This is a genomic window from Staphylococcus sp. GDB9P120P, from assembly GCF_017893435.1.
In the GTDB taxonomy this organism is placed as follows: domain Bacteria; phylum Bacillota; class Bacilli; order Staphylococcales; family Staphylococcaceae; genus Staphylococcus; species Staphylococcus cohnii.
In genome coordinates, this window is record NZ_JAESNB010000009.1 from 62,727 (window position 1) to 85,019 (window position 22,293).

22 protein-coding genes and 1 pseudogene are annotated in these 22,293 nt (G+C 31.6%); 4 read left to right on the forward strand and 19 right to left on the reverse strand.

The window, feature by feature from the left end:
• Nucleotides 1-252: 252 nt before the first annotated feature.
• The 4 genes from KA856_RS10650 to deoC form a co-directional block, all read right to left on the reverse strand.
• Complete coding sequence (locus KA856_RS10650) at nt 253-567, reverse strand: DoxX family protein (protein WP_154409672.1); 315 nt, start codon at nt 565-567, stop codon at nt 253-255.
• Between the two features lie 35 nt (nt 568-602).
• The gene (deoB, locus tag KA856_RS10655) at nt 603-1,790 is read right to left on the reverse strand and encodes a phosphopentomutase (protein WP_107384767.1); all 1,188 of its coding nucleotides are present in this window, start codon (nt 1,788-1,790) and stop codon (nt 603-605) included.
• Nucleotides 1,791-1,801: 11 nt separating this feature from the next.
• Nucleotides 1,802-3,103 carry a pyrimidine-nucleoside phosphorylase gene (locus KA856_RS10660; protein ID WP_107384768.1) on the reverse strand — a complete coding sequence of 434 codons (1,302 nt, stop codon included), beginning with the start codon at nt 3,101-3,103 and terminating at the stop codon, nt 1,802-1,804.
• Between the two features lie 68 nt (nt 3,104-3,171).
• On the reverse strand, nt 3,172-3,834 hold the full coding sequence (deoC, locus tag KA856_RS10665; protein WP_019468268.1) for a deoxyribose-phosphate aldolase: 663 nt from the start codon (nt 3,832-3,834) through the stop codon (nt 3,172-3,174).
• A gap of 179 nt (nt 3,835-4,013) precedes the next feature.
• Here deoC and deoD point away from each other — a divergent pair, with 179 nt between their 5' ends.
• A complete protein-coding gene (gene deoD / locus KA856_RS10670) occupies nt 4,014-4,724 on the forward strand; it encodes a purine-nucleoside phosphorylase (protein WP_019468267.1) in 711 nt (236 codons plus the stop codon).
• Nucleotides 4,725-4,936: 212 nt separating this feature from the next.
• Here deoD and KA856_RS10675 read toward each other — a convergent pair whose 3' ends face one another.
• From KA856_RS10675 to KA856_RS10715, 9 genes are all read right to left on the reverse strand, one after another.
• Nucleotides 4,937-5,386 (reverse strand): Dps family protein, encoded by a 450-nt coding sequence (locus tag KA856_RS10675; RefSeq protein WP_107384769.1) that lies wholly within the window; start codon nt 5,384-5,386, stop codon nt 4,937-4,939.
• Between the two features lie 179 nt (nt 5,387-5,565).
• Complete coding sequence (rbsK, locus tag KA856_RS10680; protein WP_107384770.1) at nt 5,566-6,429, reverse strand: ribokinase; 864 nt, start codon at nt 6,427-6,429, stop codon at nt 5,566-5,568.
• A 23-nt stretch (nt 6,430-6,452) separates the two neighbouring features.
• On the reverse strand, nt 6,453-6,836 hold the full coding sequence (locus KA856_RS10685) for a thiol-disulfide oxidoreductase DCC family protein (RefSeq protein WP_107384771.1): 384 nt from the start codon (nt 6,834-6,836) through the stop codon (nt 6,453-6,455).
• 316 nt (nt 6,837-7,152) lie between these two features.
• Complete coding sequence (locus KA856_RS10690; RefSeq protein ID WP_107385353.1) at nt 7,153-8,523, reverse strand: EVE domain-containing protein; 1,371 nt, start codon at nt 8,521-8,523, stop codon at nt 7,153-7,155.
• 72 nt (nt 8,524-8,595) lie between these two features.
• Nucleotides 8,596-9,576, reverse strand: a complete 981-nt coding sequence (locus KA856_RS10695; RefSeq protein ID WP_107385905.1) for a YeiH family protein — start codon at nt 9,574-9,576, stop codon at nt 8,596-8,598.
• 194 nt (nt 9,577-9,770) lie between these two features.
• Entirely contained in the window at nt 9,771-10,001 is a 231-nt protein-coding gene (locus KA856_RS10700; RefSeq protein ID WP_019467689.1) for a hypothetical protein, read from the reverse strand.
• Nucleotides 10,002-10,024: 23 nt separating this feature from the next.
• The gene (locus KA856_RS10705; RefSeq protein WP_210138674.1) at nt 10,025-10,963 is read right to left on the reverse strand and encodes a type I phosphomannose isomerase catalytic subunit; all 939 of its coding nucleotides are present in this window, start codon (nt 10,961-10,963) and stop codon (nt 10,025-10,027) included.
• A gap of 555 nt (nt 10,964-11,518) precedes the next feature.
• Nucleotides 11,519-12,217, reverse strand: a complete 699-nt coding sequence (locus KA856_RS10710; RefSeq protein WP_210123392.1) for a FadR/GntR family transcriptional regulator — start codon at nt 12,215-12,217, stop codon at nt 11,519-11,521.
• A gap of 131 nt (nt 12,218-12,348) precedes the next feature.
• A complete protein-coding gene (locus KA856_RS10715; protein ID WP_107384889.1) occupies nt 12,349-13,008 on the reverse strand; it encodes an SDR family oxidoreductase in 660 nt (219 codons plus the stop codon).
• A gap of 149 nt (nt 13,009-13,157) precedes the next feature.
• On the opposite strand from KA856_RS10715, the gene KA856_RS10720 reads away from it, so the two are divergent.
• Both KA856_RS10720 and czrB read left to right on the forward strand, forming a co-directional pair.
• The gene (locus KA856_RS10720) at nt 13,158-13,457 is read left to right on the forward strand and encodes an ArsR/SmtB family transcription factor (protein ID WP_107384890.1); all 300 of its coding nucleotides are present in this window, start codon (nt 13,158-13,160) and stop codon (nt 13,455-13,457) included.
• 18 nt (nt 13,458-13,475) lie between these two features.
• Nucleotides 13,476-14,429, forward strand: a complete 954-nt coding sequence (czrB, locus tag KA856_RS10725; RefSeq protein WP_107384891.1) for a CDF family zinc efflux transporter CzrB — start codon at nt 13,476-13,478, stop codon at nt 14,427-14,429.
• 126 nt (nt 14,430-14,555) lie between these two features.
• Here czrB and KA856_RS10730 read toward each other — a convergent pair whose 3' ends face one another.
• Nucleotides 14,556-15,287, reverse strand: a complete 732-nt coding sequence (locus KA856_RS10730; protein WP_107384892.1) for a metallophosphoesterase family protein — start codon at nt 15,285-15,287, stop codon at nt 14,556-14,558.
• Between the two features lie 131 nt (nt 15,288-15,418).
• Here KA856_RS10730 and KA856_RS10735 point away from each other — a divergent pair, with 131 nt between their 5' ends.
• Complete coding sequence (locus tag KA856_RS10735) at nt 15,419-16,573, forward strand: hypothetical protein (RefSeq protein WP_107385907.1); 1,155 nt, start codon at nt 15,419-15,421, stop codon at nt 16,571-16,573.
• A 231-nt stretch (nt 16,574-16,804) separates the two neighbouring features.
• On the opposite strand, the gene KA856_RS10740 is transcribed toward KA856_RS10735, so the two are convergent.
• The 5 genes and pseudogenes from KA856_RS10740 to glmS form a co-directional block, all read right to left on the reverse strand.
• Nucleotides 16,805-17,656 (reverse strand): HAD family hydrolase, encoded by an 852-nt coding sequence (locus tag KA856_RS10740; RefSeq protein ID WP_107384894.1) that lies wholly within the window; start codon nt 17,654-17,656, stop codon nt 16,805-16,807.
• A gap of 51 nt (nt 17,657-17,707) precedes the next feature.
• Nucleotides 17,708-18,508 (reverse strand): ABC transporter ATP-binding protein, encoded by an 801-nt coding sequence (locus KA856_RS10745; RefSeq protein ID WP_107384895.1) that lies wholly within the window; start codon nt 18,506-18,508, stop codon nt 17,708-17,710.
• Between the two features lie 29 nt (nt 18,509-18,537).
• Nucleotides 18,538-18,896 (reverse strand): annotated as a pseudogene (locus tag KA856_RS10750) (DUF2200 domain-containing protein).
• A 125-nt stretch (nt 18,897-19,021) separates the two neighbouring features.
• Nucleotides 19,022-19,987, reverse strand: coding sequence for a BtrH N-terminal domain-containing protein (locus KA856_RS10755; protein WP_210138675.1), 966 nt, complete (start codon nt 19,985-19,987; stop codon nt 19,022-19,024).
• 143 nt (nt 19,988-20,130) lie between these two features.
• Nucleotides 20,131-21,936: a glutamine--fructose-6-phosphate transaminase (isomerizing) gene (gene glmS, locus KA856_RS10760; RefSeq protein ID WP_107384898.1), complete on the reverse strand. Its 1,806-nt coding sequence runs from the start codon at nt 21,934-21,936 to the stop codon at nt 20,131-20,133.
• Nucleotides 21,937-22,293: the final 357 nt, after the last annotated feature.

Genomic DNA, 22,293 nt, shown 5'->3' on the forward strand with positions numbered 1-22,293 from the left:
CCACTTATATTATTCCACCGATGATTCATATGTTTCAACATCGCTATAATTATTGTAATTTGTAAAAAATGATATTTTCGTATAATTCTAGCACTTTCAAGTTTTTATCGTAACCATGATATATAAAACAGCGTAAACGCCAATTTCTAATTTAGCTCAATAGAAATTGACGTTTACGCTTTTACTGTAACATTTCAAACACTTATCGTTTTATAATTTATAAACCAGTCACACAACGATTGATTGTTTATTTTATAATTTGTTCACAACTTTTATCAGGACAAATTGTAGTGGGATTCTACTGTATAACAAACTTTCTGGTAGTTGTTTGTCACCTAGTGGCAATTTTTTTCTAGCCATATAAATATTTGCTGGTAATACAGCTAATAAAAATATATTAATCATTTTCTTTAGGCATAGGCTTGGTCTATTCACTATTAAAAGTATTCCAAAAATCATTTCAACAAATCCAGAAATGATAACAGCCGATTTTCTAAACGGTAAATAATCAGGCACAATTTTTCTAAAGCGCGACTCATGTTTAAAATGTAAGACACCGATGGTCATGAAGCCGCAACCTAATATTAGGCTTAATAGTCGTTTCACTTATCGACACCCATTTCTTTCAAATAGCTTCGACCAAATTCTGGTAATTTAACGCCAAAATTATCCGCTATAGTAGCACCTATAGAACTAAAGGTATCATCCATAGATAACTCATGATAATCATTTATTTTAGGACTAAACATAAGGACTGGGATATATTCTCTTGTATGATCAGTTCCTGGTGCTGTAGGATCATTGCCGTGATCTGCAGTAATAATGACTAAGTCATCATCCTTTAGATGTTTGATAAGTTCTGGTAAACGCTCGTCAAAATCTTTTAACGCCTCAGCGTAACCGTCTTTATCACGTCGATGTCCATACAGTGCATCAAAATCCACTAAATTCAAGAAACTTAAACCTTTAAAGTCACGTTGTACAGTTTCTATTAGTTTATCCATACCATCCATATTATTTTTAGTTCGAATTGCTTCAGTGACACCTTCACCATCGTAAATGTCATTGATTTTCCCTAAAGCAATCACATCAAATTGATTATCTTTCAACTCATTCATCACTGTTCGTCCAAATGGTTTTAACGCATAATCATGTCGATTAGAAGTTCTTGTAAAAGCACCTGGTTCACCGACATATGGTCGCGCAATAATTCGACCAATTAAATATTTTGGATCTTTTGTTAATTCTCTTACTTTTTCACAAATATCATACAATTCTTCAAGTGGAATAATATCTTCATGTGCCGCAATTTGAAGCACTGGATCTGCTGATGTATAGACGATCAGGTCCCCAGTTTTCATCTGATGTTCGCCCCACTCATCAATAATTTGTGTGCCGGAAGCAGGTCTATTTGCAACTACTTTACGACCTGTCATTGTTTCAATTTCACTAATCAGTTCTTGTGGAAAGCCATCAGGATAAACTTTAAAAGGTTGCATAATATTTAATCCCATAATTTCCCAATGACCGGTCATTGTATCCTTGCCTACAGAAGCTTCACTCATCTTAGTATAAAACGCGGCAGGTTTAGACACTTTTTCAATATTAGGTAAAGCGGCAATATTACCTAGACCTAAGCTTTGTAAATTAGGTAATGATTTATCAAAATCTTCTAGCGTATGCTTCAAAGTGTGACTGCCTTCATCATTAAAGGCTTTTGCGTCAGGTCCTTCGCCTATACCCACTGAATCCATGACAATTAAATGCACCCTCTTAAATGGTATCGTCATCATTCCATCTCCTATTCAGTAATTATTTTATGAATCAACGTAGGAACTTCACCTTGTGAACTAATCGCAATACTTTGATTTAATTTTTCCTTAACATCATCAATTTGCTCACGGTTACTATGAATCGTTAATAAAGCTTCGCCTTCATCAACTGAATCTCCTACTTTTTTGTGCAAGACAATACCTACACTTAAATCAATATCGTCTTCTTTAGTTTGTCTTCCTGCACCTAACATCATAGATGCAACACCGATTTCATTGGCTATAATTTCAGTTACAGTACCTGTTTTTTGCGAAAGCAAATCAATTTGATAGCGTGCTTGTGGTAGTTTATTGACATCATCAACGACAGAACCATCACCATCTTGATTTTCTAAAAATGTACGGAAACTTTCTAGCGCTGAACCATCTTGAATTGCTTTTTCTAATAATGTTTGAGCCTCATCTAAATCTTTAGCTTTACCGCCAACAACTACCATTTGCGAACCTAAAGTCATAACTAGCTCAGTTAAATCTTTTGGACCTTGACCTTTCAATGTTTCGATCGCCTCTTTAACTTCTAAGGCATTACCTATTGCATTACCTAATGGTTGACTCATGTCTGAAATAATCGCCATCGTGTTTCGGCCAACATTATTACCAATACTAACCATCGCATGTGCGAGTGCTTCAGCATCTTCGATTGTTTTCATAAAGGCACCGTTACCAGTTTTTACATCCAATACAATAGCATCAGCGCCAGCAGCAATTTTTTTACTCATAATAGAAGATGCAATCAGTGGTATTGAATTAACTGTTCCAGTCACATCACGTAAGCCATAAAGCTTTTTGTCTGCCGGTGTTAAATTCCCAGTTTGTCCTATTACAGCTACTTTTGCTTCATTTACAAGTTCAACAAATTTATCTTCACTAATTTCAACGTGAAACCCTTCAACTGATTCTAATTTATCAATTGTGCCGCCAGTATGACCTAATCCTCTACCACTCATCTTAGCCACAGGAACACCAACAGAAGCTACTAATGGAGCTAATACTAGTGTAGTTGTATCACCAACACCACCTGTAGAATGTTTATCAACTTTAATCCCATTAATCGCTGATAAATCAATCACGTCACCTGAATTAACCATTGCCATTGTAAGTGCTGCTCTTTCTTGGTCATTCATATCCTGGAAAAAAATTGCCATCGCTAAACTCGACGCTTGATAATCTGGTATTTCACCGCTGGTATAAGCATTAATAAAGAATTCTATTTCTTCATTTGTTAAAGCTTGACCATCACGTTTCTTTTCAATAATATCTACCATTCTCATTTGAGTTGGCCTCCCCCTATTAGACATTTATGTCTTTATATGTCTCATTTTAAACTTAAAGATAGTGATTAATAATCTGAATTACTTTCTAATCCTTGGATGATTTGTACACCTGCACTAGCGCCAATTCGAGTCGCACCAGCTTCTAGCATTTTGTTGAAATCTTCTAAGTTTCTGACACCACCTGAAGCCTTAACTTCTAAAGCATCTCCGACTGTATCTTTCATTAACTTAACATCCTCAGGTGTAGCTCCACCACCGGCAAATCCAGTTGATGTTTTCACAAAGTCTGCGCCTGCTGCTTTGCTTAACTCACAAGCTTTTACTTTTTCATCATCAGTTAAAAGGCAAGTTTCAATAATTACTTTCACTGTCTTACCGTTTGCTGCTGCTACAACACCTTCAATATCTTTTTGAACTTCGTCATAACGTTCATCTTTTAAGGCACCAATATTGATAACCATATCTACTTCTGATGCGCCATTTTTAATAGCATCTTCAACTTCAAACACTTTCACTTCAGTATTTGTAGCACCTAATGGGAAACCAATTACTGTACATACTAACACGTCAGTGTCTTGTAATTTATCTGCTGCGTATTTTACATGCGTTGGGTTAATACATACTGATTTAAAATGGTACTCAATTGCCTCATCAAGAATTTTATCGACTTGGTCTCTTGTAGACTCCGGTTTTAGTAAAGTGTGATCTATATATTTTGCATAATTCATTCTAATTCCTCCTAAAATATTATCTGTATGAAATTATTCTCATTCTTGAAAGTCATTACTATTCTAAAAAATTAATAACATCACAACAAGTGCTTTACCTCTATATTACAAAAATTCGCAAAAATAATAAACAAATGTTATCTTTATTTTGATAAAAGAATTTAAAGGAGAAGAAGTCTATGACAAAATCTACACCACATATTCAACCTAATGGAGTTAAAATTGCTAAAACTGTTTTAATGCCTGGCGATCCCTTAAGAGCAAAATATATTGCTGATAATTATTTGGAAGATGTAAAACAATTTAATGAAGTTAGAAACATGTTTGGTTATACAGGTACTTACAAAGGAAAAGAAGTTTCTGTAATGGGTTCTGGTATGGGTATTCCAAGTATTGGTATTTATTCATATGAACTATATAATTTTTTCAATGTCGACACAATCATACGAATTGGTTCATGTGGCGCTTTGCAAGAAAATGTTAACTTATATGACATCATAATTGCTCAAGGTGCTTCTACGAACTCTAGTTATGTAGAGCAATATAATATTCCTGGACATTATGCACCTTTAGCTGATTTTGACTTAATGTTAAAAGCGAAACAAAAAGCAGACGAAATTGGTGCTACTACACATGTTGGTAATATTCTTTCTTCAGATACATTTTATAATGCTGATCCAACATTTAACGAAAAATGGCAACGTATGGGCATCTTAGGTATTGAAATGGAATCAGCTGCTTTATACTTAAATGCAACTTATGCTAATAAAAAAGCATTAGGTGTCTTCACAGTAAGTGATCATATTTTACGTGACGAAGCAACAACTGCAGAAGAACGTCAAAACTCATTTACTCAAATGATGGAAATTGCGTTAGAAATTGCTGAATAATATTTGAACATGTTTAGCTTACTCACAAAATAAAACAGCTTGGGATTAAAAATTATAATCCCAAGCTGTTTTTGCACAATTTTACTAAAATTACTGAACACAAAATTTTATAATGCTCATGTATGAAGTATCTAGCTTTTATGTTCTTATAGCTTTATCACAAAAAAGACANNTGTCTTTTTTGTGATAAAGCTGTTTGTCTATCTATATTTTTATTTTCCTAAATAAGATTTTAACATCCAATTATGTTTGTCAATATTTGTTTGCATACCGATAAACATATCTTCTGTTACATCATCTTCAGCTTTAGAAGCTACTTCAATCGCTTCTCCTAATTGTTTAGAAATATTATCAAAATCTACTGATAATGCTTCAACCATTTGTTCAGCTGTATAGCCTTTGCCAGCTTCATCTATAATTGATAACTCTAAACTTTCTTTCAATGTTCCTACTGGATTACCGCCTACTGCTAAAATACGTTCTGCTAAATCATCTATATATTGACTTGCTTCATCATATAATTCTTCAAATTTTGTGTGTAGTGAGAAGAAATTTGGCCCTTTTACATACCAATGAAAATTGTGTAATTTGGTGAATGCAACTGTCCAGTTTGCTACTTGCTGATTTAATACTTTTACAACTTCTTCATTATTTTTTGACATATCAAAAATCTCTCCTTTTAATTGTTGTCCTAATTAAGCGACAATCGATTTTCTATTACAATAATTATTATATTATAATAATTATAATCTGTAAAGTGATTCCCTCTTCTAAATTATAATTATTATAATTTAGAATGTAGCTTAATTATCTACTTACATTATACCCTGAATCATACGCTTTAATCTAGTTCTTTTCTGTATGGCATTGCACCTTGAGCGCCTAATCCTGTAACTGAAAAACTAGCAGCTAAATTGGCAAAATTAACCGCTTCTTCTAATGACCTATTTTCAATTAGTGCAACTGCTAATGCCCCATTAAATGTATCTCCGGCGCCTGTAGTATCAACTACTTGTTTTTTATACCCTTTTACAAGTTGTTGAGAATCACTGTAAAACAATGCCCCCGAAGCGCCTTTAGTTACAATTAATTTTTCAGGATACATCATTAAAGCTTTATCAACCTTATTTTCAAATAATAATTCACTTTCTGATTCATTTGGTGTCAACCAATTAACTTTTTCAATTATTTCTTTGTCTAATGCACGAAATGGTGCAGGATTTAACATTACTCTCATTTCATGTTTTTGTGCAAAGTCCACTACTTCTTTTATGGTCTCTGCCGGTATTTCATGTTGCATTACAATAATATCGCCAGCTTCAAAAAATTCAAGTTTTGGAATTACTTTATCTGGCGTTACATAATTATTTGCTGCCGGCACTACAATAATACGATTATCATCATCAAATAACGTTATATGGGCAGTTCCAGACGCTTCATTTTCAATAACATCCATATACGCTGTATTTACATTGTTGTTGTTAAGATTTGAAAGTATTTGCTGGCCATTATCATCATCGCCTACAGCTCCAATCATATAAACATGATTGCTTAAACGCGCAGCCGCAACAGCTTGGTTAGCACCTTTACCTCCAGGATTTGTAAAAAATGATTCTCCCATTACAGTTTCTCCTACTTTAGGTAAAATATCTGTTTTCACCACTAAATCGATTGATGCGCTACCAATCACAATTATGTTCCCCATATTCTTTTCCTCCATCTATTCAATCAATCAATAAAAAATGATCGTTCATAATCATTAGGTTTGTGCCAATGTGTTTTCCACATTCTATTTCTATTATCTGCAAAAAGTTGATAACCAAAATCTCTCAGAAATTTAGGCGTTAAATATAATAATAAACCAATCCATTTATAATTTGTTAAGGATGAAATCAGTGATGCTATTGCATCCGACTTATATTTAAATTGATCTCCTTCTTGCAAAATAACACTATCGTGTTGCTGTGTTTCAGGATAATTGGCAAACATATTTTGAGCTGTAGCACCTTGAAGTTTTGCAAATTGGTAACGACTAGACAACCCATTTTGTATAAGCCAAATTGCGTAATTATAACAGTATACACAATTACCATCGTAATAAATTATTGGCATACGTTCATCTCCTTTTTATGATTAGTTATCATAAAATATAAATTATTTATTCACAGTTATATTATATCCTAAAATGATAAAAATAAATCATGATATGAATTATCTTATTATGTATCACTAAATATTACATTTATATACAAAAAAGGATGAGACAGAAATCTAATTTTATTAAAAAGATTTCGTCGTCCCACTCCGGCAAGGATGACCAGCATTGAAAATGTATAAAATGATAACCTGAGCTGAAGTTCAGTCATCTTCTGACAATATATAAGCGTCTGGGGCACATCAATGATGCCCCAGACGCTTTTTCGTAATTTTAATCTTGATTAACCTTAACAATTCTTGTGTACTTTAAAAATTGTTCAGTATATTTTTGCTTTATATCATTTATGCTATCGTACGTGATACCAACGATATGCCAATTCGGATTAAAATGATAAAATGAGTCTTTTTTTCTGGACCACTTCACCATGCTACCGTCCCTATTATATCTTGGCAGTGTCATTTCATAACCTTCTAAAACGTTAATATATGTTTGAAAAATGTCTGGGTCTATACGATTAAAATTATCTATGACTAGATAACTTTTATCATTTCTTGGCATAAGATTAGTAATGAAGCCCTCTCTATAATACAAAGCACCAGCCTCATTTGGTAAATACTTACCATAAAGCATGTCTTCTGTAAAATCTGGATGACCTGCTGTAATTACTGGATTAGCATTCGTCTTTTGTAACAAGTTTTCTGCAGCTTTTAAACCTTCACCTTTATCAACTACTAACAGAATAAATGGTTTTATATCCTCATCATCTGTTTTATCGATAACACCTTGACTTTTAACCGCTTCAAATTGAGATTTCATGCCATCATTTTCGCTCATTTCAAGAATTGCATCAAACTGTGTGCGTGACATGCTCGCAATAGCTTGTTTTGCATTTTCTTGTAAATAATATAAATTTTTCAATTTGGGGTGTTTATTTAAAGTACTCAATGTTACAGGTTCGATTTCTTTTTCAAAATAAACTTCTATCGCAGTACTGTTTGTGCGACCAGGGATTGGAGATTTTTCATGTAAATGTTGACTTACTTCACCTACACCAATCACTGATTGTTCTCTATATTTATTATAAAAAACGAGTTGATCACCAATTTCAAGCTGTTTATAAAAATGGTATCCATTTCGTTTAATGCCATTATATGTGTGTGTAAACAAGGTATTATAAGAATTGGGTTCGAATTCTTGTTCCTCTGATATAAAGAAATATCTAGGTATTTTCGTTTCGCCTTTACCTAAACTCACGATTAAGTCAAATTCATCTTTTGTAATTTGATTAAACAATGTTTCTTTCATATTAGTAATTCGAAATTCTAATTGTTCACTTCTTTTTAAGTAATCAGCAGTTAATGGTTTCAATTGTTCTAATAACTGAAAATGCACGCGAATTTTATTTTGTGCACCTGTTTGTACACTAGTGATTTCACCAAATCCTAGTAAACCAGTATCCATCTGTACTTGATAAAATACAACTTTATCTCCTACTTTAGCTTGTTTAAAAGATCGGAAACCTTGTGACGGATTAAATTGTGCACCTGATTCAAATAATGTTGTTTGACCCACTAATGGTTCGTTATGATTCCAGCGATTATATCCGCAATTCAACCAAAAATAACTTGTTTCCTCTGCCATTTAGATACTCCTTATCTCATATAAAAAATTCTATTTTCTCATTATATTTAAAAATCAGTTCTCAAACAATGATTATAATAAATTAATCAATTTCATTGATATTAAACTTGTTATTATTACTACTATCCAAGTCACTAAACCTAATAAAATCGGCTTTGCACCAGCCTGTTTAAACTGTTTGAAATCTACATTTAATCCTATACCTGCCATTGCCATCGTTATTAAGAATAATGATATTTGTTGGAATATATGAATAACTGTAGGTGAAAAATTAAAAATTGTACTAATCAGTGAAGCTACAACAAACCAAACAATAAACCATGGAAATATTTGTTTAACCGATGTGCCTGTTTGTTTTGATTTTTCTTTAAGTATCGTTCTATATGTAAAAAATAATACTACTGGAATAATCATTAATGTACGTGTCAGTTTTACGATAGCACCAGTTTCTAAAGCCTTACTTCCGTAATTAGATGTGGCAGCAATAACACTAGATGTATCGTTAATTGCCGTACCCCCAAAATAGCCAAAAGCAGTTTGGCCCATGTTCATTAAATGACCAAGTGGTGGGAATATAAAAACTGCTATTAAATTGAATAAAAATATAGTTGAAATTGCGAAAGCTACTTCATTTTCTTTAGCTTTGATGACTGGGCTTGTAGCAGCAATTGCAGAGCCACCACAGATAGAAGTACCGACACCAATCAAAATACTAAGATTTTCATTAATTTTAAATATTTTCATCAATATAAACACGATTATAAATGCTGCTAATAAAGTTATGATTATAATTGGTAAAGATTTCCAACCAATTGAACCAATAGATTGAAAACTCAATGTAAAACCAAGAACAATAATACTATAATGCAATATTTTTTTACTACTAAATTGGATACCGGCACGATATTTTTTTGGGATTTCAATAAAATTATTTAAAAGAATACCTATAACAATTGCAAATATTGCACTTCCTATTATTGGAAATTTACTTCCCATAATCGTTGCAATAAGTGCAATAATAAATGTCATCAGTATACCTCGAGATTTCGACATTTAGCCCACCTCCAATTTAAATTCTATTTTACCATAAATAATTTATCGCTAAAGAATATTTTATAATCTTTTAATTATAATCACTAATATCCATTCCGTTAAAAATAAATTTGATTTAGTTAATGACGCAAATGATTTTTTACATATAAAAAAAGTACCTTTTACTTCAAAAGTAAAGATACTAAATTTATTGACTATTGAACCATCGTCAATGCACCCAAAATTGGCATTAAATTAATGAGTACACCACCAAGTTTTAATAATCCATTTATTTCTTTGTTAGGTATCGTAATTAATGCAGCAATGATACCAATTGCACCAATGATAACTGGTAAGAAAAATGAAGGAAAAATAGGTATTTTTAAAAATATTCCCGCACCAGCTAATAAACCGCAAATTAATGATACATATAAATACTTATACATTTTGAAACACTCCGTTTTTTTATCTATAAATAACTTATAATTAATTCATAATTCCCTTCAAAAATTGTATCTAAATCGTCTGAAGTTAGTATGAAATTTTGACCTTGTGTTACATCATAAATGTCACCATCAACAATGACTTGTCCAGAACCTTTTAATACGGAAACTAAAACAAATTCTCTAGGTTTCATATAATTTAATGTACCAGATATTTCCCACTTAACCATTGTAAAAAAATCATTTGAAACAAGTTGGATACGTTTATGATTTTCAACAATTTCGGTGTCTGTTGCTATATTAATATTTTCTTGAGTAACTTCGATGACTTCTTTCGCTTTTGCTTGATTCAATCCTCTGGGATCATGTGCTGCCTCTTCTCTATCAAAATCATAAACTCTATATGTGACATCAGAAGATTGCATTGTTTCATACACAAGTACACCAGCCCCTATAGAATGAATCGTGCCTGCTGGTATAAAATAAAATTCACCTGGTTTGACTTTAACTTTATTAAATAAATTTTCATAGTCTGTTTCATCGATTTGATCAACTGCAGTATCTTTACAATCTACGTTCACACCATATATGATTTCTGCGCCCTCTTCAGCATCTATAATATACCAACATTCTGACTTACCATATTGTCCGTTTTCGTTTTCATAAGCGTAGGCGTCATCAGGATGCACATGAATCGATAATGATTCCTTAGCATCTACAATTTTTGTCATTAACGGAAACTCTTGACTCGGAAAATCACCAAACAATTCCCGATGATTTTTCCATACCATATCTAATGTTTGTCCTTTGTATGGTCCATTCAACACTTCACATCTTCCATTTGGGTGTGCTGAAATCCCCCATGCTTCTCCAATATTTTCAGCGGGCAAATCATAACCGAGTGATTTCAACTTTGTGCCACCCCAAATTTTCTCATGTAATACTGGTTTTAAAAATAATGGCATTCACCACACCTCCAAACTTAGTTTTTATATTGTTTAATCTGATATATACAATTTAGAAAAAGATAAAATTATACTATTTATATTACATTTTAAAATTAATTTTACAGAACTATTGAAATTGTATCACATATCTTAATGCTTTATAAACTGTCACTTCAACGTTTGGTCATATTCAAATCATTAATTATTATATCAATACGTTTAATAGACGTATAGTTAAATTAATGCTACCCCATTCCATTCAACTAAATTTGACAATAAAATTATTCAATTGTCATAAATTTTTTAAAATAAAGACTTGCCTTCGCAACATTTTTAACATTATAATGACACTAGAGTCTTCAAAGGACTCATATTCTTTTACATATAAGGTAATAAATTATGATTATTTTGACCAGATGATCACTGTTCAAAATATAAAATTTGCAAAAAAGCCCAAACTATTGTAGTTTGGGCTTTTTATTCCTTGAAATTTAATTATATGTGCATATACTTTAAGAACTTGGAAAGCATTAAACTAAATTTGAAGATTATAAGTATCTTACGTTCTAAAATCTATTTTTTTTTGAAGTTAGCTAAAATTGTTTCTTTAACTTCTAATAAATGTGTCTCCATGGCTTTAACAGCTTCTACATCATCTTTGTTAGCAATTGCATTATAAATGACTACATGTTCCTCTAATAATTTATTCATTGTTTTTTGTTTACTATAAATAAATATTTTTCTTGTTTCTTTCATAGAATCTTGCATAAGTTCAGATATATTATTAAGTAATTCAACTAACAAAGAATTGTTACCAGCTTTTGCGATTAATAGATGAAATTCTAAATCAGCTCTTTCTCCTGATGTACCATCTGTTATTGCTTCCCCCATTCGATTCAAAGCCTTTTCCAAATCAACTAAGTTCTCTTCTGTACGGTGACATGCAGCCATTTTGACGGTTGCACTTTCAACAATCTCTCGTAACTCTAATAATTCTTTTATCTGAACTAACGAATTAAATTTATCTCCTAATTCAAAAAAAGTCGGTTCAATTTGCTTTACAAATGTTCCATAACCTTGTTTTATTTCCAATACACCTATCGTTCTTAATGCATTTAAAGCTTCTCTTACCGAAGCCACACTCACACCATATTCTTTACTGAGTTTTTGTATAGATGGTATTTTATCTCCAACTTGATAATTTCCAGATTTGATGCTTTCCAATAAAGTATCTGCAACTTGTTCATAAATTTTAGTGTTTGAAATCTTCATAGTTACCTCCAAACGATATCTATTATTGTATCAAATTTTCATCATAAAATTTATTAAAATAATAGATATTTCAATTAAAAATGGACCAAATTACATTAATTTGTAAATTGGCCCACATTTGTAACTATCGATTATTTATTTTTAAAGCTATCTAAAGCTTGTGATATTTCTACATCTCCACTAATAATTTGGAATTCAGTATTTAAATAGTCGTCACTTGTGACAACTTCATTGAGGACTGAAGCAACATCTTCTCGTGGAATTGAACCTCTGCCTTCAAAAAAGGCACCTACTTCAATTTTGTTTGTACCATCATCATTTAATAAAGCACCTGGATGTACAATCGTATAAGGTACTGATGCTTGTTTTAAGTATTCATCAGCATAATGTTTGGCAATTGTATATGGTTTCAAATCTCCACTTGCGTCAAATGCTTCTCTTCTAGAATCATATGTTGACACCATCACAAATTGTTTCGCATTATTTACCTCACTTGCTTTAATAGCTTTAACAGCACCATCTAAGTCTACAATAATTGTTTTATCGGCACCTGTACTACCTCCTGAACCAACGGAAAATACTACACGGTCAAAGCCTTTAAATTTTTCAGTTAAAGTTTGAACATCATCTGACTCAACATCAATTAAAGTTGCTTTGATATTCTGTTCTTTCAGTTGTTCAACTTGTGATTCTTTTCTAACTCCAGCGGTAAAATCTACCTCTTTTTCTTTTAACTGTTCTATTAAGTGATGACCAACGCCACCATTTGCGCCAATAACTAAAATACTCATATTGGTACCTCCTTATCGAGTTCATATTAAAAGTCTACCACTTTTATAAGAATTTAAAACAAATATGCATTTTCAATTGACATATTAGCACAATAACATTAATATATGAATATATATTAATATCTTCATATGATAGGAGGGTTAAATTTATGAATACGCCAATAAATACCGAAACTTTAGAGCATGTAACTGATATTTTCAAAGCGTTAAGTGAGAGGAATCGTATACGCATCATGCATTTATTATCACAAAATTCTAGCAGTGTAGGTCATATTGCGCATACTTTAAATATGGGGCAATCTAATGTGTCGCATCAGTTACGCATATTAAAACAAGCCCACCTAATCAAATCTAACCGCGAAGGCCAATCAATGATATATTCAATTGATGATACACATGTGACTGATTTATTGAAACAAGCAATTCATCATGCAAATCATAAACTATAATGAAAGGTGTGAACTTATATGTCACAACATCACGAACACAATCACACACACAACCATACACATGGTCATGTACACACCAATAATAAAAAAATCTTACTTATTAGCTTTTTAATTATTGGTATATTTATGATAGTTGAAATCATCGGAGGTTTTTTAGCACATAGCTTAGCATTATTATCAGATGGTTTACACATGTTTAGCGATTCTGTTTCATTAGGTGTAGCATTATTAGCTTTTATTTATTCTGAAAAACATGCTACTCAATCTAAGACTTTTGGCTACAAACGCTTCGAAATATTAGCAGCATTATTTAATGGTGTGACATTATTTGTTATCGGCATTTTTATCATCATAGAAGCAATCGATCGTTTCTTTAATCCAATAGCGGTAAAATCTACAGAAATGTTTATCATCAGTGTAATTGGCCTCATTGTTAATATCGTTGTTGCTTCTTTTATGTTTAAAGGTGGAGATACAGATCATAATATAAACATGCGTGGCGCTTTTCTCCATGTAATTGGAGACTTATTAGGTTCTGTCGGAGCAATTGTAGCAGCTATTCTTATTTGGTCATTTAATTGGACTATTGCAGACCCAATTGCAAGCATTATCGTCTCCCTACTTATTATTAAAAGTAGTTGGGGCATAACGAAATCATCTATTAATATTTTGATGGAAGGTACACCAAGTGATGTCGATATGGATGAAATCATTAACGCTATTACAAGTGAAGTGCAAATAAAAAATGTACACGATTGTCATATATGGACTATTTCTAATGAAATAAATGCTTTAAGTTGCCATGCAGTAGTACCTAATGACATGACAATCGAAGAAGGCGAACAACTTTTAAACCAACTTGAACATCGCTTAACACATTTAAATATTCAACATATGACGATACAATTTGAAACAGAATATCATAATCATGACAGCAATACCTTATGTTCAGCAATTTATACAGAAAAATAACGTGAGTTAAAAAAGTAAAAAGTGACTAGATTTTAAAGCTTGAAACAAGCAGTATCATTCAATCTAGTCACTTTTATGATTTTAATCACTATTAAAATATATAACAAATCCGAAACATTTTACACATTATAAAAACTTATCAAATATCAGTTCTTTAGCTGGCACTTGTTTTTCTTTAAAACCTCTTATAAATTCTTCATTATCATAAGGAACTTTAACTCGTTCAAATGAAAATTCATTTTCTTCGATAGTAACAATACCATATACCGCGTATGCGCCGTTATTTAATCCAACAGAACCAGGATTAAAATAAACCTTAGATTTATCATCAAACAAATGAACTGTATGATTATGACCGAAAATAATTAAATCAGCCTCTTTATCTTCAAAAAGTGATTTTATATTTTCTTCAGTAGGTTCAACAATAGGACTAAATGGCTGGCCATCAATCGGCGTATTCAATTTATCGTTTGGAATTTCGTAATGGATGAACATGACTTTTTTATGATTCATTGTTTTTTCAATAACACGAGGTAAAGCATTTAATTTATCGTAATAATCTTCGTCTAAGTGACTTTCAATCCATTGGTGGTGTTCATAAAATTTATCTTTTAAGTCTTCAGGATAAGGCGTATCGTTAACAATTGACATCACCGCTTCATCATGATTACCTGCAATAATTTCCATATCATCTCTTTCGAATATTTCATCAAGAACTTTATTTGTTTCATGGCCTACACCAATATTATCGCCTAAGTTATATATTTTATTTATATCTTTTCTTCTATCAATATCATCCAATACTGTATCTAACGCATCAAAATTGCCATGTACATCAGTAAGAATTGCAAATTTCATGATGATATCTCCTTTCAACATTTTCTCATTTGGTCATTTTAACATTTTATAGCCATTTTGTTACCTATTAATTTTAAAATCTCTAATTTTTTGATAGCATATGCTTATCACTAAAAAGGAGTGCTTAAAATTTGTTTAAATTTCATAAACTAGCATTACAAAATGCAAAACCGCAAAATGCTAAAATTTTACTATTCACAATTGTAAGTTTTATCATATTGTTTGCTTTGACTGTACTAACTTTTATACCAGTTCAACCAGCAATATATAAATTTTTAATGTCAATGGCAATGCAACAACCTATTGGAAGTTCATTAATTACATTGATACTAGCAATATTAATTCCATTAGTGGTTTTTATATTTGCAGGATATCAACTTATTGCTGGAACTATATACACTATAGACAATGCAATTAATAAAGACAAGGTTAAATTCAAAGATTTATTTTCAATATTTAAAAAGGGTAAATATGCTAAATCATTAAAATTATCTTTAATCACATTATTAAGTATTATTATTATATTATTACTTAATCTTTTAATAAGTAAGCTATTGCAATTAGGAATTGTACAATTATTCACTGCATTACAAGGACCGTTAAGCAGTTCTGATCATGCACTTGGATTGTCATTAACATTCCAAATTATTGCAGCTACTTTACAAGTATTTATATTGTCATTTGTCTATTGGTTCTTTACAATCCTAATCATCAACTTTACACTAGCCTTTGTTAAAGAACCTAATAGAGGTGCTTGGTCTTCTGTAAAACGTGGCTTTAAAGCTATTAAAAACGGAAATAAAACTTGGTTTAAATTTTATCTAGGTATATTACTATTAAATTTACCTGTTATAATCTTAGCAAATCCGGTGAGTCAGTTAGTTTCAATTAGTACCGGTGGTATTTCACAAACATTAGCTATGACTATTATCTATATTGTGTCAGTAATTGTTATAATAATTAGATTGATTGTTTATTACACAAACTTATTAGCAATTATTCAATACTACAATAAAAATGGCGAGAACATTGATAAATCAGAAGTCAAAAAATCAAAAGCTTCTAAGCAATCTGATCAAACATCTAAAGTAACTAATAGTGTTAATCACACAACTGAGAAAGCTACTGATGAAGTTAATCACACAACTGAGAAAGCTACTGATGAAGTTAACCACACAACTGAGAAATCTACTGATAAAGTTAATCAAAATACCGATCAGTTTACAGATAACACAAAAGAAAAAACTACAGACATCAAAGATCAAATGAATAATAAAGATAAATAATATATTGGAATATAAATTGCAAAAGGACTAATCCGCAATAAGTGGATTAGTCCTTTTTAAATTGTAATTATGATACTACTTAATTTTTTATGCTTATACTCAAACGATTTTCTTATCGTTACAGAATGTAATTAGTAAATTTTCAGTATCAAAAAAGACACTTCATCTCATTTAATAACCATTATTAACCGAGAGAAGTGTCTTTTTAATCAATTCATCTATGCATACAGATTATAATAAATGCTTTTTCAAGTATAATGCAGCACCATTTTCTTCATTTGTGAATGAAGTGACATCATCTGCTAAAGCTTGAATTTCTGGTCGAGCATTCTTCATCGCCACAGTATAATTGCCAAACGCAAACATCGCTCTGTCGTTATCACTGTCACCAATGACTAACGTTTCTTCTTGTTTAATGCCAAAGTAGTCTATCATTTCTTTAATTCCAGTTCCCTTATCAATGCCAAAAGCCATTGTTTCTGCGTTAAAGCGCGATGAATTAGATACACTGATTTGAAGTGTCGTTTGGTCATCGATTAACTGGTTTCGAAATTGAGTAATCTTATCATAATCTGGCGAAAATAAATAAATTTTTGAAAATGACGTGTCAGGGATACTTGTTTTCCAACTTACTTTTTCAACGATAGATTCTCTTCTGGATGTCCATTCACTGTATCCTACGTTTTCAGGTGGTGTTGATTGTTTAAACATTGCTTCTGCCCACGCTTGATCTTCATTAAGAATAATTCGATTACCGTCAAAAGGAAAAACTTCATAATAAATTGCTTGTGCTTTTGCTCTTTTCACAATTTCATTTACCGTATCAAATGTTAAACTATGTTTAAAAATAGTTTCATTGTGAACGACACCATTAGTACCGTTAGAACTAATAATACCATCCACTTTAAAATTTTCTGGTACAAGGTAATGAATCTCATCATGTGCTCTACCAGTAGCTAAAAATACTTTATAACCATGATTTCTTAATGTTTGAATAATCTCTGTCGTTTCTTTATCTACACGATTATCTTTATGTAAAATTGTACCATCCATATCTAAAAATATTGCTTTAACATTTTTCATGTAATTAAAATCCTCCATCATATGTTATCATATTAAATTATGGCACTTTATCTATGTTTCTGCAATGTCTCCATCTTTTAAAAACAATGTGTATCGCCCATTGTTACATGCTATGTTGACATTTCTTTTAAAGAAATCGCTCAATGTTGTACTATTAAGAATTTCAGATATTTGACCTTGTTTAAAAGGTTGCCCATTTTTCAATAAAAACCCATAATCAATATCTTGTGTAATTTCTTCTACAAAATGCGTTACATAAATCACTGCTAATTTAGGATTTTGCTTATACAATTGTGTCAGCGCACTTAATAAATCTTCTCTTGCAATAAAATCTAAACCTGAAGCTGGTTCATCTAAAATTAAAAGTTTAGGGTTCCCCATCAACGCTCTTGCTATCAACACTTTTTGACGTTCTCCAGTAGAAAGATAACCATAATATTGATTTTCAAATTGAGCGATTCCCATTTGTTTTAAATATTGTTTAGCCAAATCTATGTATTGTTGTTGTACATCTTGAAACAGACCGATTGACTTAAATATCCCACTAATTACAACATCTATAACAATTTCACCATCCTGAAATCGATCCATTAAACTACTAGATACAAATCCAATTTGTTGGCGTACATTTTCAGCAGAATACCCTTTTTTACCAGGCTCCATACCAAATAAAGTCATTTCACCAGATGTGTTTGGCTCATATGCATTTAAAATATTTAATAGTGTAGTCTTACCTGCGCCATTTAAACCATAAAGCATCCATTTTTCTCCCTCATTGATTTGCCAACTCACTCCTTGAACAATTTCTTTTCCATCTTTTCTTCTTGCTATATTGTTCAAATCAATTAGCATATATATATCCCCCTTTTTAAAATTGTCATTTATTTTTGATTTTGTCTAAATATCTTTTCCAATGTCTTCCCTTTAGCCAATTCATCAACCATTTTGTCTAATATCTAATTTCTTTCATTACTGAGTCTTCCATATTTTCAACACGAATACCACATATAACACCAGTCACTTTAGTTCTATGTGGATTTAACCTTGGTGCTTGTTGAATAAATGCTTCATAGTCTGTGCCATCTTCAATCATTTTATCTATTTGCGACTGACTATAGTCAGTCATCCATTTAATGACAGTATCTACCTCATTTTTTGTTCTACCTTTTTTTTCGACTTTTTTCACTAAATGAGGATAAACATCTCCAAAAGCCATGGTATAAATTTTAGGTTTTGCCATTATTTTATAAGACCTTTCTTTATTTATAAATTGTAAGCTTGTACATAGCATATTAAATTTTTTATATTTTTGAAAATATTTCACTTTTACTATACGTTAAAAAATATCATAAACGTTATCATTTTTTAACTTCGAGCAATCGTTTCATCGCTAACTGATAAATCAACTAATATGTCAGAAGCTTGCTTTAAATATGCTCTATCTTGAGTTTCTCCCGCACATTTAATTAACTTTATCACCTCTTCCCACATAATAACTATTTCAGAGAATAAGTGATATGATTGTTCTAAAGCACTATCTTTGATTAATAATTGAGCTTCTTCAAGAAAGAAAAGATACATTTTTCTAAACAATGCCCCTCCAGTCCCACCATTTTCCATTAAATTAGCAGTCAGTAATAAATCATATTGAATGTTCGAACTTCTTTCAAACCATGTTTGTATTTTGTCGCTTGTTTTCTTTATCCCTTTATATCCTATATTTTTAATAGGAGGATTTAAATAATCTTGAGCATTATTATGTATAGCATTTAATATGGTTGTTTTCATATCAGGTAAGGGATGGTTTTGTTTTATTGTATAAGAGAGGTTTTTAGATGACATAGGCCCTTTAGCATTTCTTGCTTGCGCTAAGTGTTCTAATTTTGTTTTAACAATGTTGCCTTGCTGTTTTGTATCAATCAAATAGGCATAAGCATCATCATAATCATACATAGCTACATAGTGCCCTGCAAAATGCACTTTATCCGAAAAATAATCTAAATAATAACTGTCTAATTTCAAACCAACTGGGTGACCAGCATCAAGTGTCTTTTTGATGTTTTGCCAAGCCTTTTTTATGGATGTAGTTTCTTCTAAGAAAATTTCTAAATTCAAATTTTTTACGATATTATTTGTTAAATAATCTGGTTTAATACGACCGCCAAGAAATGGGAAATCCATATTTTTCATATCCCAATAAATATATCCAAGTCCTTCTCCGATACCAAATAACATCGGTTCGGATAACTCTATACCAATATGTTTTAATAATGTGCCAGTCGCTGTAGTTTCACAATGGGCGCCATTTAAATAATTAGGTTCACTATCCATATATTGTATTCTCCTTCTAAGTATCATTTCATTCTCATTGGATGCATCATCTCAATTGTTCAACATAACTTCATTAAACTATAAAATTTCCACAAATAAAAGCTGAGACATCAAAATGTCTCAGCTCAATCTTATATATTAATTTATTCTACTGTTACAGATTTAGCTAAGTTACGTGGTTTATCCACATCTAAATCTCTGTGTAGTGCAGCATAATATGAAATTAACTGCATTGCTACAACAGCAACTAATGGTGTTAATAACTCATGGACATGAGGGATAACATATGTGTCACCATCTTTATTTAATCCATCCATAGAAATTATACAAGGGTTTGCACCACGTGCTGCCACTTCTTTCACATTACCACGAATTGAAAGGTTTACATTTTCTTGTGTTGCTAAAGCAATCACTGGCGTACCCTCTTCAATAAGTGCGATTGTACCGTGTTTAAGTTCGCCACCTGCAAAACCTTCTGCTTGAATGTAAGAAATTTCTTTAAGCTTCAATGCGCCCTCTAAACTAACATTATAGTCAATTGTACGACCAATAAAGAATGCGTTTCTTGTTGTTTCTAAGAAATCTGTAGCAATTTGTTTCATTACATCTGCATCATCCACAATTGTTTCAATAGCAGTAGTCACTTTTGCAAGTTCGCGTAGTAACTCAACATCGGCTTCTTTACCGTGTTCTTTCGCTACAATTTGTGACAAAATTGAAAGTACTGCAATTTGTGCTGTATATGCTTTTGTAGATGCAACCGCTATTTCAGGACCAGCATGTAATAATAAAGTATGATCCGCTTCACGTGATAATGTAGAACCAGGCACGTTTGTAATTGTTAATGATTTATGCCCTAGTTTTTTAGTTTCTACTAATACAGCACGACTATCCGCTGTTTCACCTGATTGTGAAATATAAATAAATAATGGTTTTTCTGAAAGCAATGGCATATTATATACAAATTCTGAAGCAACATGCACTTCTGTAGGAACGCCTGCCCATTTTTCCAAATATTCTTTACCAACTAAACCTGCATGATAACTTGTACCTGCCGCAATGATATAAATTCTGTCTGCATCGGCTACATCTTTTATAATATCTGCATCCATTTTTAAATTGCCATCAGCATCTTGATATTCTTGAATAATACGACGCATTACTGCAGGTTGTTCATGAATTTCTTTCAACATGTAATGATCATAAACACCTTTTTCAGCATCAGCAGCATCAATTTGTGCAGTATAAGCTTCTCTATCTTGTACTTTACCTTCTTGGTCTTTAATAATTACTTCGTCACGTTTAACAATGACAATTTCATGATCATGAATTTCTTTGTATTGGTTTGTAACTTGTAACATTGCAAGCGCATCTGAAGCGATAACATTAAAATCATCACCTACACCAATCAATAACGGTGATTTGTTTTTTGCAACATACATAGTGTCACGATCATGACTATCAATAAGGCCTAATGCGTAAGAACCTTCTAATAACGATACCACTTTTGTAAATGCTGCTTCTGTAGAAAGTCCAGTATTTGAGAAATATTCAACTAATTGAACAATAACTTCTGTATCCGTTTCAGATAAAAATTTTACATCTGATAAATATTCATTTTTTAACTCTTCATAATTTTCGATTACACCATTATGAACTAAAGTAAAACGTTCAGTTGCGGATTGGTGTGGATGTGAATTTTCATAATTTGGCACACCATGTGTTGCCCAACGCGTGTGACCAATACCTACGTTTCCATCTATATCTTTACTATCTGCAACTTTTCTTAGCTCCGCAATACGTCCTTTTGATTTAAATACATTTGTGCCATCATCGTTAACAACAGCAACACCAGCAGAATCGTATCCTCTATATTCTAATTTTTCTAATCCTTTTAATAATAATTCTTTGGCATTATCATGCCCGATATATCCAACTATTCCACACATATACATACTCCTCCAATATAATGGTGAAGGGTATTGAACGTTCGGCGTACAGGAACCTGTTCAATATATGAGGCCAATTTAAATAAATTTCTTAACATTCATTTTATCGTAAGAAATTTTAAAAAAAGGCACAGAAATCCCATTCACCTTTAATCTTAATTTTTATTTAATTTGGCTATCTTATTAACTTTGTGCACCAGGTTGCCCTAATGTTTTCCTTAATAAGTTTACGAATGAGCCACATCCGGGATAGCATCCGCCGATGGTTCGATAACTATCCTCCTCGTCTACAAGCTTCGATTTCATATCTATTAAGATTTCTGTTTTAAATCTTAAATGCTAAATATTTAACCTTTT